The sequence below is a fragment of the Streptomyces sp. NBC_01689 genome (assembly GCF_036250675.1).
In the GTDB taxonomy this organism is placed as follows: Bacteria; Actinomycetota; Actinomycetes; order Streptomycetales; family Streptomycetaceae; genus Streptomyces.
Genome location: NZ_CP109592.1, coordinates 7,388,290 through 7,402,592 on the forward strand (window position 1 = coordinate 7,388,290; position 14,303 = coordinate 7,402,592).

Here is a 14,303-nt window from a genome sequence, read left to right on the forward strand (position 1 = left end):
AGCCCGGTGGCGGGCCCCCGCACCGTGTGCCGGACTGGTTCCGGCCCCGGGACGGCGGGCCGTCGGCGCCGGAAGCGCCCTGACCGCCGGGAGGCGGATACGTCGGACGGTCCGCCCGCGTCGGGCGCCTCCGCTCGGTGATTCCGGTGATTCCGGTGATTCCGGCGGGCGTGGGGCGTGAACGTGAGGCGGGCGGCGCCGGGCGGGTCGCGCCCGCGTGCGCCCCGGGTCTCCGCGCCCGCCCGGGCTTCCGCGCCCCCGGCATCCCGCCTGGCGGGCCCGCGGGCCCGCGGACGCGTCGACCCGTGAGGCCGACGGAGGGCCGCCGGGGCCGCCGAACCGGCGTGACGGCAGGGAACCGCTCACCCATGTGGGTGACACGTAGCGCCGAGTCGGCCGGTGCGACGCCCGGCCCGCTCAGATGGCGGTCCCGGAACACCCGTACGGCCTGGCATCCTTGGCGTAGTACGCGGAGCACGACGTGCGGTACACCCCCCTCTGCAGACCTTTCTGTACGTTTCTCCGTGACCGTCCGACGCCGAACCAGGAGCCCCGGCCACGTGAGCCACGTGAGCAGCCACTCACCGCAGGGCCAGTCGCCGCTGCACACCGTGCAGGTGCTCGGCGGCGGCAGCGCGGGCAGCAGCGCGCATGTGCGGTCGCTGGCCTCGGGCCTCGTCGCCCGTGGCGTGCGGGTCACCGTCTGCGCCCCGTCCGAGGCCGACCGGGTGTACGGGTTCACCGGTGTGGGCGCCCGGCACGTCCCGGTGCCGCGCAGCAGTGACCCCGCCTCCGTGGCCGCGCTGCGGATCGCCTGCGCGGACGCCGACCTCGTGCACGCGCACGGGCTGCACGCCGCGCTGCGGGCCACGCTCGCGCTCGGCGGACGGCGCACTCCGCTCGTCGTCACCTGGCACACCCGCGCGCAGGCCGAGGGCGCGCGTGCCCATCTGCTGCGGCTGCTGGAGCGGCGCGTGGCCAGGGCGGCCGCGGTCGTCCTCGCCACCTCCTCGGACCTGGTGGACCGGGCCCGCCGCCGCGGCGCGCGGGACGCCCGGCTGTCGGCCGTCGCGATCCCGGCGCCCCGCACGGTCGCCGAGCCCGGGGACCCCGACCGGTCACGCCACAAGACGCGAGCCGAACTCGGCGCCACCGAGCGCCCGTTGCTGATGGCGGTCGGCTCCCTCGACCGGCACCGCGGATACGGCACCCTGCTGGACGCGGCGCGCTCCTGGCGGGACCTCGACCCCGTGCCGCTCCTCGTGATCGCCGGTGAGGGGCCGCTGCGTACGGTCCTCCAGGGACGGGTCGAGGACGAGGAACTGCCGGTGCGGCTGCTCGGCCGGCGCGACGACGTCGGCGAGTTGCTGCCCGCCGCCGATCTCGTGCTGCTGCCGAGCGGCTGGGAGTCCCGTTCCGTCCTCGCCCAGGAGGCCCTGCGCGCGGGCGTGCCACTGGTCGCGACCGCGGTCGGCGGCATCCCCGAACTGGTAGGCGACGCCGCCGAGCTGGTCCCGTACGAGGACGCCGACGCGCTCGCCGCGGCCGTGGTGCGCCTGCTCGGTGATCCGGCGCGCCGGGAACTGCTCCGCGAGAGGGGAGTGCGACAGGCCGCCTGCTGGCCGACCGAGGACGAGAACGTGGCCCAAGTGCTCAGCGTCTACGACGAGTTGACCGAGGCCAGAGCACTCGTCTGAGCCCCGACCGTCCCGTCGCCCGGCGTCCGTCGCCCGTCGTCAGGGGACGTGCCTGCGCGCCCGCAGGGCCAGGCTCAACGCCAGGACCGTCTGCGGGTCGTCCAGGTCCGTGCCCAGCAACTCCCCGATCCGGGCGAGGCGGTTGTACAGGGTCTGGCGGTTGAGGTGCAGCTCGCGGGCGGTCTCCGCCTTGCGGCCCGCGTGGGCCAGATACGTCTCCAGGGTGGGCAGTAGCGGAGGTCTGGAGCGGTCGTCGTGGTCGCGGAGGGGGCCGATGGCGCGGTCCACGAAGGCCGCCAGGTCCGGGTGGTCGCGCAGGCGCCACAGGAGGAGGTCGATGTCGAGGCGGCGGGCGTCGTACCACGGGCGGTCCGACAGACCCTGCGCGGCCGTCGCGGTCTCCGCCGCGTGCCGCAGGCCCGCCGAGGCCGCCGCCCAGCCGCCCGCGACGCCGACCACCACCACCGGGGGCAGCGCGCCGGGCCGCTGCATCCCGGCGCGCTCCACACCCGCCCGCAGCGCCTGTGCCACCCGGTCCGCGACCGCCGGCCGCTCGGACTCCGCCCGCAGGCCGAGCAGGAGCGGGACCCGGCCCTCGACGGGGCGTACGCCGAGCAGGACCGGTACCCCCACCGAGGCCAGTTCCTCCGCGACGGCCCGGGCCAGGACCGCCCACCCGCCGCCGGGGGGCAGGCCGTCGGCGAGCCGCATCACGACGGGCAGGAGCGGGCTCCTGCCCGGCTTGAACCCGAGCACCCGGGCCTGGGCGGGGGCGTCCTCCGCCTGGATGCGGCCCTCCGCGAGGTCGGTCAGGAAGTCCCCCCGGCCGCGCGCGGCGAGCTCCTCCTCCTGGCGGGCCTGCATCAGGACGACGGCCAGGACACCCGCGGCCCGCTCCGCCGCGATCCGGTGCACGGGCGCGATCGGGGTACCGGCCGGCAGCAGGACCAGCCGCGCCCGGACCGCACCGGAACCGGGGCCGCCGCCCGGCACGTCCACCAGCGTCGTACCGGCGGGCGGCTGTTCCTTGTGCTGGCCGCGCAGCCCCTCCCACACCTGGAGGGGGTCGGCGGCCGCGGAGCCCGACCCGGCGGCGTACAGGAGCTGTCCGTCCGCGGTCTCCAGGAACACCGGGTTGCCGCTGAAGTCCGCCAGGATGCGCAGGACCTGGGGGACTCCGCCGCCGCCGAGAAGCGCCTCGGTGCAGCGCCGGTGCACCTCCTCGGCCTGCTGGAGCAGCGCGTAGTGGCCGTTGACGATCTCGGTGTGGATCTCCTCCGTCACCGTCACGAAGGGCACCTCGCGGTGCAGCTGGACGAGGGGGAGACCGGCCGAGCGGGCCGTCTCGACGAGGGCGGCGGGCAGCCGGGCGAAACGCGGGCCGAGTTCCACGACGAGCGCCGCGATGCCGCGCTCGGCCAGCGTCCGGACGAAGGCGCGCTGGTCGGCCGGGCGGGTGCCGAGGCCGTAACCGGTGGTCAGGAGCAGTTCGCCGCCCTTGAGCAGCGAGGCGATGTTCGGGACCTCGCCCGCGTGCACCCAGCGCACGGTGCGCTGCAGCCGGTCGGCTCCGGCGAGGATCTCGGGCAGCCCGCTGCGCAGTCCGGGCAGCTCCAGCGCCCGCTGCACGGTGATCCCGGCGCCCTGGGTGTCGAAGCTGCTGTCGGTACGGCTGTCCATGCTGCGGACGCTACCCGTGCATCCCCCGCGCGGGCACCTCCGGGACGGGGGCCGTGGGGCGTCCGCCCGGACCGAGGCGGAGCGGGCGGCCCGAATGCGCGTCGTCCGCGCCACGCCGCCCCCACGGGGTCGTGCCGGCACGCCGCCCCACGGGGCGTACCGGCCCGTCCGTACCTGGCCGGTGCGGGGCGGCCGTCCCGGGACCACGGTGTGTTCCCCGGCCACGCCCGAGCCCGGCTCCCCCACGCGGGAGCCGCGTGGGAAGCGGCCTTCCGGTCCGAAACCGGGCCGTGCACCCCGAGCCCCGAGCCGGCCCTGACGGGGCCGTCGGGGCCGGACCTGAGCGTTCCCTGCCGGGGTGCCGGGGTGCCGGGGTGCCGGGGTGCCGGGGTGCCGGGGTGCCGGGATGCCCATGACGCGCGGGCACCCCGGCGGCCGCTCGTCCGCGGCCGCCCGTACGCGTGCCCGCCGCTCCCGGGCGGGCCGGCGGCTAGCCCCCGTACGCCCCGCTCGCCGTCAGCCGCAGTGCCGTGTCGATCAGGGGCACGTGGCTGAAGGCCTGGGGGAAGTTGCCCACCTGGCGCTGCAGGCGCGGGTCCCACTCCTCGGCCAGCAGGCCGAGGTCGTTGCGGAGCGCCAGCAGCCGTTCGAAGAGCTTGCGGGCCTCGTCGACCCGGCCGATCATCGCCAGGTCGTCCGCCATCCAGAACGAGCAGGCGAGGAAGGCTCCCTCGTCGCCCTCCAGCCCGTCCACGCCCGCGTCCTCGCCGGAGGTCGGGTAGCGCAGGATGAAGCCGTCGGAGGTGGACAGCTCGCGCTGGATCGCCTCGATGGTGCCGATGACACGCTTGTCGTCGGGCGGCAGGAAGCCCATCTGCGGGATGAGGAGCAGCGAGGCGTCCAGCTCCCGGGAGCCGTACGACTGCGTGAACGTGTTGCGTTCCTTGTCGTAGCCCTTCTCGCAGACGTCCCGGTGGATGTCGTCGCGCAGTTCGCGCCATTTCTCCAGCGGACCGTCCGCGTCGCCCGACTCGATGAGCTTGATGGTGCGGTCGACGGCGACCCAGGCCATCACCTTCGAGTGCACGAAGTGCCGGCGCGGACCGCGGACCTCCCAGATGCCCTCGTCGGGCTGGTCCCAGTGGTCCTCCAGATAGCGGATCAGCTTCAACTGGAGCAGCGAGGCGTAGTCGTTGCGGGACAGGCCCGTCATGTGGGCCAGATGCAGGGCCTCGGTGACCTCGCCGTACACGTCCAGCTGGAGCTGGTGCGCGGCGCCGTTGCCGACCCGGACCGGTCCCGAATTCTCGTACCCGGGAAGCCAGTCGAGTTCGGCCTCGCCCAACTCCCGTTCGCCCGCGATGCCGTACATGATCTGGAGGTTCTCGGGGTCGCCCGCGACCGCGCGCAGCAGCCATTCGCGCCAGGCCCGGGCCTCCTCGCGGTAGCCGGTGCGCAGCAGGGAGGAGAGGGTGATCGCGGCGTCGCGCAGCCAGGTGTAGCGGTAGTCCCAGTTGCGTACGCCGCCGATCTCCTCCGGCAGGGAGGTGGTGGGCGCCGCGACGATCCCGCCGGTGGGCGCGTACGTCAGGGCCTTGAGGGTGATCAGCGAGCGGACCACGGCCTCGCGGTAGGGGCCGTGATAGGTGCACTGGTCGACCCAGTCGCGCCAGAACTCCTCCGTGGCCTCCAGGGACTGCTCGGGCTCGGGCAGCGCGGGGGGCTGCTTGTGCGAGGGCTCCCACGAGATGGTGAAGGCGATCCGGTCACCCGGTGCCACCGTGAAGTCCGCGTACGTGGTCAGCGCCTTGCCGTAGGTCTCGCACGGGGTGTCGAACCACACCGAGTCCGGTCCGGCGACGGCGACCGTGCGTCCCTCGTGCTTGTGCACCCAGGGCACCACCCGTCCGTAGCTGAACCGCATGCGCAGCGCGGAGCGCATCGGGACGCGGCCCGTGACGCCTTCCACGATGCGGATGAGCTGCGGGGCGCCGTCACGGGGCGGCATGAAATCGGTCACGCGGACCGTGCCACGAGGGGTGTCCCACTCGGATTCGAGGATCAGCGAGTCGCCGCGGTACGAGCGGCGCGCCGCCGTCGGCGGTTCCGCGTCGGCCGCGTGGGCCGGGCCGAGCCGCCAGAATCCGTGTTCCTCCGTGCCGAGCAGTCCCGCGAAGATGGCATGGGAGTCGAAGCGGGGCAGGCACAGCCAGTCCACTGTGCCGTCCCGGCAGACCAGCGCTGCGGTCTGCATGTCTCCGATGAGTGCGTAGTCCTCGATGCGCCCGGCCACGTGCATCTCCAGTCGAACGGCCACGTCGCCCCCCACGAGGGGCGGTCGCTCTGCGGTCAAGGGAACGTTCAAAACGTTAGAAGGTTGAATGTAAGAACGTTGGTAAAGCGTCGCTGCGGAACGTCAATTATTGGTCCGATTGTCGTTGCGAAACGAACTGACGAGCCTTCGTTGTTCCGGGATACGGGCGGGGATGGTGCCGTGTGCCGGCCGGGCTCGGCAGCGAGTGTCCGAGCAGGATACGACGCACGTGGAAGATCCGCGTGCCGCTCCCGGTATCCCGGGTGGGCCGATCGAGTGAGCAGCGTGCGGGGTTCGTGTCGAGGTGTGTGCGGAGCGTGGCCGGAAGCGGCCTCGCCGGGTCGCTGATACCCTGGTAGCCCGTGGACCGGTGGGCAAGAAACCCCCGAACCGCAGCGACGGCACCTCCGAAGTTTTCTCGGACACCACGCCGGTACGCACCCCAGACCGCGACCACGGGAGCCCCCTCTTGGCCATGCCGCCCGCTGCTTTCCGAAGCAGCACTGCCACGACGACCAAGCACATCTTCGTCACCGGGGGTGTCGCCTCCTCCCTCGGCAAGGGTCTGACCGCCTCCAGCCTGGGCGCACTGCTCAAGGCGCGCGGGCTGCGGGTCACCATGCAGAAGCTCGACCCGTATCTGAACGTCGACCCCGGCACCATGAACCCGTTTCAACACGGTGAGGTGTTCGTCACCAACGACGGTGCCGAGACCGACCTGGACATCGGACACTACGAGCGCTTCCTCGACGTCGACTTGGACGGCTCCGCCAATGTCACTACAGGACAGGTGTACTCGACGGTCATCGCCAAGGAGCGGCGCGGCGAGTACCTGGGTGACACGGTGCAGGTCATCCCGCACATCACCAACGAGATCAAGCACCGCATCCGGCGGATGGCCACGGACGACGTCGACGTCGTGATCACGGAGGTCGGCGGCACGGTCGGCGACATCGAGTCGCTGCCGTTCCTGGAGACCGTCCGCCAGGTCCGCCACGAGGTCGGCCGCGACAACGTGTTCGTCGTGCACATCTCGCTGCTCCCGTACATCGGGCCGTCCGGCGAGCTGAAGACGAAGCCGACCCAGCACTCGGTCGCGGCGCTGCGCAACATCGGTATCCAGCCGGACGCGATCGTGCTGCGCGCCGACCGCGAGGTGCCGACCGCGATCAAGCGGAAGATCTCGCTGATGTGCGACGTCGACGAGGCGGCCGTGGTCGCGGCCATCGACGCCAAGTCGATCTACGACATCCCGAAGGTCCTGCACACCGAGGGTCTGGACGCGTACGTCGTCCGCAAGCTGGACCTGCCGTTCCGCGACGTGGACTGGACGACCTGGGACGACCTGCTGGACCGGGTGCACAACCCCGAGCACGAGATCAACATGGCGCTGGTCGGCAAGTACATCGACCTGCCCGACGCCTACCTCTCGGTCACCGAGGCGCTCCGCGCGGGCGGCTTCGCCAACAAGGCCCGCGTGAAGATCAAGTGGGTCACCTCGGACGACTGCAGGACCCCGGCGGGCGCCGCGAAGCAGCTCGGTGACGTCGACGCGATCTGCATCCCCGGCGGCTTCGGCGACCGCGGTGTGTCGGGCAAGGTCGGCGCGATCCAGTACGCCCGCGAGAACCGGATCCCGCTGCTGGGCCTCTGCCTCGGCCTGCAGTGCATCGTGATCGAGGCCGCGCGCAACCTGGCCGGCATCCCGGACGCCAACTCCACCGAGTTCGACTCCGCCACCGCCCACCCGGTCATCTCCACCATGGCCGAGCAGCTCGACATCGTGGCCGGCGAGGGCGACATGGGCGGCACGATGCGCCTCGGCATGTACCCGGCCAAGCTCGCCGAGGGTTCCATCGCGCGCGAGGTGTACGACGGCAAGGAGTACGTCGAGGAGCGCCACCGGCACCGCTACGAGGTGAACAACGCCTACCGCGGCGAGCTGGAGCAGAAGGCCGGACTGCAGTTCTCCGGCACCTCCCCGGACGGCAAGCTGGTGGAGTACGTGGAGTACCCCCGCGAGGTGCACCCCTACCTGGTCGCGACCCAGGCGCACCCCGAGCTGCGCTCCCGTCCGACCCGCCCGCACCCGCTCTTCGCCGGACTGGTGAAGGCCGCGGTGCAGCGCAAGACGGGCAAGTAACACCAGGGTTGTACGGTGGCCGGGGTGTGTGCCTTGCGGGGCACGCACCCCGGTTTCGGTCGTTTTCGGCACCGGGACCGGTTTCTTTTGCGCGTGTGGGAGGACAGGGCATGACGATCAAGGACACCGCCGAGGAGTGGGAGGTCAGGGCCACCGCGGCCCCCTTCGTCGGCAACAAGACCTCCGTCCGTACCGACGACGTGGTCATGCCCGACGGGTCGGTCGCCCGGCGGGACTACCAGGTCCACCCCGGCTCCGTGGCCGTCGTGGCCCTCGACGACCAGGACCGGGTCGTGGTGCTGCGCCAGTACCGGCACCCCGTGCGCCAGAAGCTCTGGGAGATCCCGGCCGGCCTGCTCGACGTGCCCGGTGAGAACCCGCTGCACGCCGCGCAGCGCGAGCTGTACGAGGAGGCGCACGTCAAGGCCGAGACCTGGCGGGTGCTCACCGACCTCTACACCACCCCCGGCGGCAGTTCCGAGGCCGTACGCGTCTTCCTCGCGCGTGATCTCTCCGAGGCGGAGGGGGACCGCTTCGAGGTCGAGGACGAGGAGGCCGACATGGAGCTGGCCCGGGTCCCCGTCGACGAGCTCGCCCGGGGTGTCCTCGGCGGCGCACTGCACAACAGCTGCCTGGTGGTCGGCGTCCTCTCGCTGCTCGCCGCGCGCGCCGGGGACGGACTCGACGCGCTGCGTCCGGCCGAGGCTCCCTGGCCGGCGCGCCCGTTCGAGGCCTGACCGGCCCGCGGCGGCGCCCGGGACGCCCCGCGCGAGGCGCCGGGTGCCCTCGGCGTCCGCCGACGCCCCTCGGTGGCGCACCGAACCACCGTCTGGTCCTACGATCTGCTGATCCGATCGGGCGACGTCTCCGCCGTGCTCCGCACAGTTCGTCGCAGAGCGTGAACTAGGCTCTGGAAACGCCCGAACCGGAGTCCCGGCGGGCTTGCGCGTGCAGTGGGACGGGAGTGTGGCCCGTGACAGATCAGGCGGTGGACACGGATGGCGCGAAAGCGTCGTCGGAAGGGCGGCGTCCGGCTGCCGGGTCCGCTCCTACCAAGGGTCAGTTCCTCGGCCGTACAAGAGAGTTGAAGGAACTCCGGGCCGACATCGAACGGGCCGGACTGGACACCATCGCCGGCCGCAAGGCGCCGCGCGCACGGGTGCTGCTCATCGCCGGGAGGCCCGGCTCGGGCCGCTCCGCCCTCGCCGGGGAACTCGTCCGGCAGGTCGCCGAGAGTTACCCGGACGGAGTGCTGCGGGCCCGGCTCGCCGAACCCGACGGCACCCCGGTACCCACCGAGCGCACCGCGCGAGAGCTCCTCACGGCCCTGGAACTGCCCGCGCCGCCCGGGGCCGACGCCGACGATCTGAGCGCGGCGGTGCGCGACGCCCTCGCCACCCGTCGCGCCCTGCTCCTGCTCGACGACGCGACCGACGCCGAGCAGGTCGACGTCCTGCTGCCCGACACCCCCGAATGCCTGGTGGTGGCCGTCTCCGGGGGGCCTCTGACCGGCATCGCGGACGTCCGCCCCTGCACCCTCGGCGGACTCGACACCAAGTCCGCGCTGGAACTCCTGGAGCGGTTCGCGGGTTCGGTGCGCATCACGGTCGACCCCCTCGCCGCCGAGGGACTCGTCGAGGAGTGCGCGGGCCAGCCCGCCGCCCTCGTGCTGGCGGGCGGCTGGCTCGCGGCCCGCCCCACCGCGGCCGTCGCCGACCTCGCCAAGCAACTGCGCGCGGACGGTGAGGAGGGCTCGCCGTCCGCCAGGATCTTCCGGCTCACCTACGCAGGGCTCTCCGCCACCGCCGCGCGGACCCTGCGCCTGCTCTCGCTCGCGCCGGCCGGACTCGCCGACCCGCACACCGCCTCCGCGCTCGCCGGCTGCTCGGTCGACGCCGCCCGTGAGGCACTGGACGACTTCGCCGCGCTCGGGCTGCTGCGGACGCTCGATTCGCCGCTGCCGCAGTACGAGGTCCCCGGCTTCCTGCTGCCGCTGCTGCGCGCCCTCACCGAGAGCGAGGACCGCCCGGCCGAGCTGCAGCTGGCCCGCGCCCGGATGCTGGAGCGGACCGTGCGGCTGCTGGCGTCCTGCCGCGCGATCACGGAGACCGACAGCTCTCCGGCGCGCGAGAAGCTCGCCGGGATGCCCCGCGCGCTGCGCTTCCCGAACCCCCGGGCCGCCGAGGACTGGCTGCGCGTCCGGCAGCCCGCGCTGCTGGCCGCCGCCCGGCTCGCCGTCGCCGATGGTGAGCTGGACACGCTGGCCCGCCGTCTGATGGCCGCCCTGGTGCGGGCGCTGGTCGTCCACTTCGGCACCCGGGCGGCGGCACCCGAGCTGTACGGCATCCACCGGCTGGTCCTCGACGTCGCCGAGCGGCGCGGGCTGCCCCGGGAGCGGGCCGCGGCCCTGCTGAACCTGGCCGACCTGGACGAACGCACCGGCCGTACGGCGGCGGCCCTGACCCGCTACCGGGCCGCGCTCGACGCGGCCCGCGAGGCGAACGACCCCTACGCGACCGGCCGGGCGATGGAATCCGTAGGCGGCGCCCACCTGGAGCTCGGGGACTACGACCGGGCCGCGGACTGGTACGGCCGGGCGCTCGCCCAGCGACTGGCCCGCGACGAGCGGCCGGACGCGGCCCGGCTCTACGGCCGGATCGCCACCGCGCACACCTACGCGGGCCGTTACGGCGAGGCGCTGCGCAACTGGCGCGCCGCCGCCACCGGACACCGCAGGAACGGCGATGTGGCCTCCCAGGCGCGGGCGTTGAGCGAGCTGGCACGGGTGCAGGAGTACGCGGGCCGGCCGGAGGAGTCGCTGCGCACCTGCCAGGAGGCCGTCGAGTGGGCCCGCCGCGCCGAGGACCTTCGGTTGCAGGCCGCGCTGCAGCTGCGGCTGGCCGACACCCTGGACCGGCTCGGCGACCCCGCCGCGGCCCGGCTGCACCGCGGAGCGGCCGGGCGCATGCTGGGTGATGAGCTGCCGGAGAGCGCGATGGACATGGAACAGGACGCTAACGCCTGCGAAATCCGTAGTACATCCGCAGAAGATTGATGCATTGAAAGGCTAGACAGAGGGAATCCCTTAATTAGACTGGCTCCGCTGCGTTCTTTCGTGGTGTCTCCCGGCGCGCTCGTGCATCCGGGTATGACCTGCATTGCCCCGGCTCGCGCCGCCACGGCCGTGCACAGCCCCAGAACCCTCTGAGTCAAGGACCGTGATCGACGTGAAGGTCGGTATCCCCCGCGAGGTCAAGAACAACGAGTTCCGGGTGGCCATCACCCCCGCAGGCGTCCACGAGCTCGTGCGCCACGGCCACCAGGTCTTCGTCGAGCAGAGCGCCGGTGTCGGCTCCTCGATCACGGACGACGAGTACGTCTCCGCCGGTGCGCAGATCCTCCCCACCGCCGACGAGGTGTGGGCCACCGCCGACCTGCTGCTGAAGGTCAAGGAGCCCATCGCCGAGGAGTACCACCGCCTCCGCAAGGACCAGACGCTCTTCACCTACCTCCACCTGGCCGCCTCCAAGGAGTGCACGGACGCCCTCCTGGAGTCCGGCACCACGGCCATCGCGTACGAGACGGTCGAGCTGCCCAGCCGCGCCCTGCCGCTGCTCGCGCCGATGTCCGAGGTCGCGGGCCGGCTCGCCCCGCAGGTCGGCGCCTACCAGCTGATGCGCGCCAACGGCGGCCGCGGCGTGCTGCCGGGCGGCGTCCCGGGCGTGCTGCCCGCCAAGGCCGTCGTCATCGGCGGCGGTGTCTCCGGCTGGAACGCCGCGCAGATCGCCATCGGCATGGGCTTCCAGGTGACGCTGCTCGACCGCGACATCAACAAGCTCAAGGAGGCGGACAAGATCTTCGGCACGAAGATCCAGACCGTCGTCTCCAACGCCTTCGAGCTGGAGAAGGCCTGTCTCGAGGCCGACCTCGTCATCGGTGCCGTCCTCATCCCGGGTGCCAAGGCTCCGAAGCTGGTCACCAACGAGCTGGTGTCGCGGATGAAGCCGGGAAGTGTCCTTGTCGACATCGCGATCGACCAGGGCGGCTGCTTCGAGGACTCGCGCCCGACCACGCACGCCGAGCCGACCTTCCCGGTCCACAACTCGGTCTTCTACTGCGTCGCCAACATGCCCGGCGCCGTGCCGAACACCTCCACCTACGCGCTGACCAACGCGACGCTGCCGTACATCGTGGAGCTCGCCAACCGCGGCTGGGCCGAGGCGCTGCGCCGCGACCACGCACTCGCCCGGGGCCTCAACACGCATGAGGGCAAGGTCGTTTACCGCGAGGTCGCCGAGGCGCACGGCCTGGAGCACGTGACCCTGGAGTCCCTGCTCGACTGACCCCCGTCCGGCCGGGCCGCCACCGCGCGGCCGTGGACCGGCCGACGAGCAAAAGGCGATACGTCAACACAGGTCGTCAACGTCCCGCATCCGGCCGGACCTTGCCCAGCAAGGTCCGGCCGGATGTGTGTCGGGTCACTTTGCGACACTCGATCAACTCGCCACGAACGTAACTCTTCGACCGATTCGCACACCGGTGAAACCTGCTGTGCGACGGCCTTACGCCCTTGACAGCGGGGTGTTCGGTTGCCGACACATCGGGTCGGGTCCGGCGGATTGTGTTGCTGCGGAGCGGTGACACGCCATAGAGTCGCCAACCGTCGGCATGGTGCCACGCTGACCTATCGAGAAGTTTCCTGGTCACCAAGGAGGTAAGACGACTTGTGAATGAGTCGACATTTACTCCCGGGGGTGGTCAACCAGGAATGCCGGCGCGGGGCCAGGGCCCCACGGGGCTCGAGGCTGTCGGCTCCGTCGCTGTCCGCACCTTCGCAGCCCATCAGAGTCCCCGGATGACTCAGACAGCACACCCGAGCATGGATGGCCATCACGTGAACGCCATGGCCGGCAACGGAAGTGGCGAGAACCGCACCCACTTCGCCGACTACGACGAACTGCCCGAGGGGCACTTCTACGACCCCGACGCCGAGTACGAGCCCGATCCGGAGTACGCGGCCACGCTCGCGCCCGACGCGGCCCGCCAGCGCCGTGAGCGCGTGGGTCCGACCGGACGCCCGCTGCCGTACTTCCCGATCCCGGGCCCGCTGACCGACCACGGCCCCGCGAAGATCATCGCGATGTGCAACCAGAAGGGCGGCGTCGGCAAGACCACGTCGACCATCAACCTGGGTGCCGCGCTCGCGGAGTACGGACGCCGGGTCCTGCTCGTCGACTTCGACCCGCAGGGCGCGCTCTCGGTCGGTCTCGGCGTCAACCCGATGGAGCTCGACCTCACCGTCTACAACCTGCTCATGGAGCGGGGCATGGCGGCCGACGAGGTCCTCCTGAAGACGGCGGTCCCGAACATGGACCTGCTGCCCAGCAACATCGACCTGTCCGCCGCCGAGGTGCAGCTCGTCTCCGAGGTCGCGCGCGAGTCCACCCTGCAGCGCGCCCTGAAGCCGCTGATGGCCGACTACGACTACATCGTGATCGACTGTCAGCCCTCGCTCGGCCTGCTCACCGTCAACGCGCTGACGGCGGCGCACAAGGTGATCGTGCCGCTCGAGTGCGAGTTCTTCGCGCTGCGCGGTGTCGCGCTGCTCACCGAGACCATCGAGAAGGTCCAGGAGCGGCTCAACCCCGAGCTGGAGCTCGACGGCATCCTCGCGACCATGTACGACTCCCGTACGGTGCACAGCCGCGAGGTGCTCGCACGGGTGGTCGAGGCCTTCGACGATCACGTCTACCACACGGTGATCGGCCGGACGGTCCGCTTCCCGGAGACCACCGTCGCCGGTGAGCCGATCACCACGTACGCCTCCAACTCCGTCGGCGCCGCCGCCTATCGTCAGCTCGCCAGGGAGGTGCTCGCCCGGTGTCACGCCGAGTGAGTCTGCCGGGGGCCGACGAACTGTTCCGTACCACCGGGGGCATGGCGCTCCAGGCCTCCAGCCCCACTCGCCGGGCCAACGGTGAGGCCCGGGTGCCGGCTCCGGCCGGCGAGAGCGATCCGGCCGCCGCGGAGGACGCGCCGCATTCCGTGCCCGTACAGGGCGGCGACGGCGAGGGCGACGAACACGTCGCGGCCGACTCCGGCGCCGACGCGGGGGAGTCACGCAGCCGGGGTACGGCTCCGGAGCGCTCGGCGCGGCGGCAGGCGACGCAGGAAGGTTCTGGCACCGCCTCCGCCGCCCAGCAGCAGTCCCGCAAGCGCCAGCGCGCCGCCAACCGGCGGCCCAGCGGGCGGGAACGGCACGACGAGAAGATCACGGTGTACGTGTCCGCCGAGGAGCTCATGGACCTCGAGCACGCCCGTCTGGTGCTGCGCGGGGAGCACGGCCTCGCGGTCGACCGCGGGCGGATCGTCCGCGAGGCGGTCGCGGTCGTGCTCGCCGATCTCGAATCGCGTGGGGACGCGAGCATTCTCGTACGACGGCTCCGCGGGCGGTAGCGGTAGCCTGCGA

General features: G+C 72.4%; 9 protein-coding genes. 7 read left to right on the top strand and 2 right to left on the bottom strand.

Going from position 1 to position 14,303, the window contains the following annotated elements:
• Positions 1 to 560: 560 nt before the first annotated feature.
• Complete coding sequence (locus OG776_RS31615) at positions 561 to 1,697, top strand: glycosyltransferase family 4 protein (protein WP_329322914.1); 1,137 nt, start codon at positions 561 to 563, stop codon at positions 1,695 to 1,697.
• A 39-nt stretch (positions 1,698 to 1,736) separates the two neighbouring features.
• Here the strand turns inward: OG776_RS31615 and OG776_RS31620 are convergent, their stop codons facing one another.
• Positions 1,737 to 3,377: a PucR family transcriptional regulator gene (locus OG776_RS31620; protein ID WP_329322915.1), complete on the bottom strand. Its 1,641-nt coding sequence runs from the start codon at positions 3,375 to 3,377 to the stop codon at positions 1,737 to 1,739.
• A gap of 490 nt (positions 3,378 to 3,867) precedes the next feature.
• Complete coding sequence (locus OG776_RS31625; protein ID WP_187285521.1) at positions 3,868 to 5,670, bottom strand: glycoside hydrolase family 15 protein; 1,803 nt, start codon at positions 5,668 to 5,670, stop codon at positions 3,868 to 3,870.
• Positions 5,671 to 6,166: 496 nt separating this feature from the next.
• Here OG776_RS31625 and OG776_RS31630 point away from each other — a divergent pair, with 496 nt between their 5' ends.
• From OG776_RS31630 to OG776_RS31655, 6 genes are all read left to right on the top strand, one after another.
• A complete protein-coding gene (locus OG776_RS31630; RefSeq protein ID WP_148007573.1) occupies positions 6,167 to 7,834 on the top strand; it encodes a CTP synthase in 1,668 nt (555 codons plus the stop codon).
• 110 nt (positions 7,835 to 7,944) lie between these two features.
• Entirely contained in the window at positions 7,945 to 8,571 is a 627-nt protein-coding gene (locus OG776_RS31635) for an NUDIX domain-containing protein (RefSeq protein ID WP_148007574.1), read from the top strand.
• 236 nt (positions 8,572 to 8,807) lie between these two features.
• Positions 8,808 to 10,889 carry a tetratricopeptide repeat protein gene (locus OG776_RS31640; protein WP_329322917.1) on the top strand — a complete coding sequence of 694 codons (2,082 nt, stop codon included), beginning with the start codon at positions 8,808 to 8,810 and terminating at the stop codon, positions 10,887 to 10,889.
• A 163-nt stretch (positions 10,890 to 11,052) separates the two neighbouring features.
• Positions 11,053 to 12,177 carry an alanine dehydrogenase gene (gene ald / locus OG776_RS31645; RefSeq protein ID WP_187285491.1) on the top strand — a complete coding sequence of 375 codons (1,125 nt, stop codon included), beginning with the start codon at positions 11,053 to 11,055 and terminating at the stop codon, positions 12,175 to 12,177.
• Between the two features lie 425 nt (positions 12,178 to 12,602).
• Positions 12,603 to 13,730: a ParA family protein gene (locus OG776_RS31650; protein WP_148007577.1), complete on the top strand. Its 1,128-nt coding sequence runs from the start codon at positions 12,603 to 12,605 to the stop codon at positions 13,728 to 13,730.
• Entirely contained in the window at positions 13,715 to 14,290 is a 576-nt protein-coding gene (locus OG776_RS31655) for a hypothetical protein (protein WP_148007578.1), read from the top strand. The genes OG776_RS31650 and OG776_RS31655 overlap by 16 nt, the downstream gene beginning before the upstream one ends.
• Positions 14,291 to 14,303: the final 13 nt, after the last annotated feature.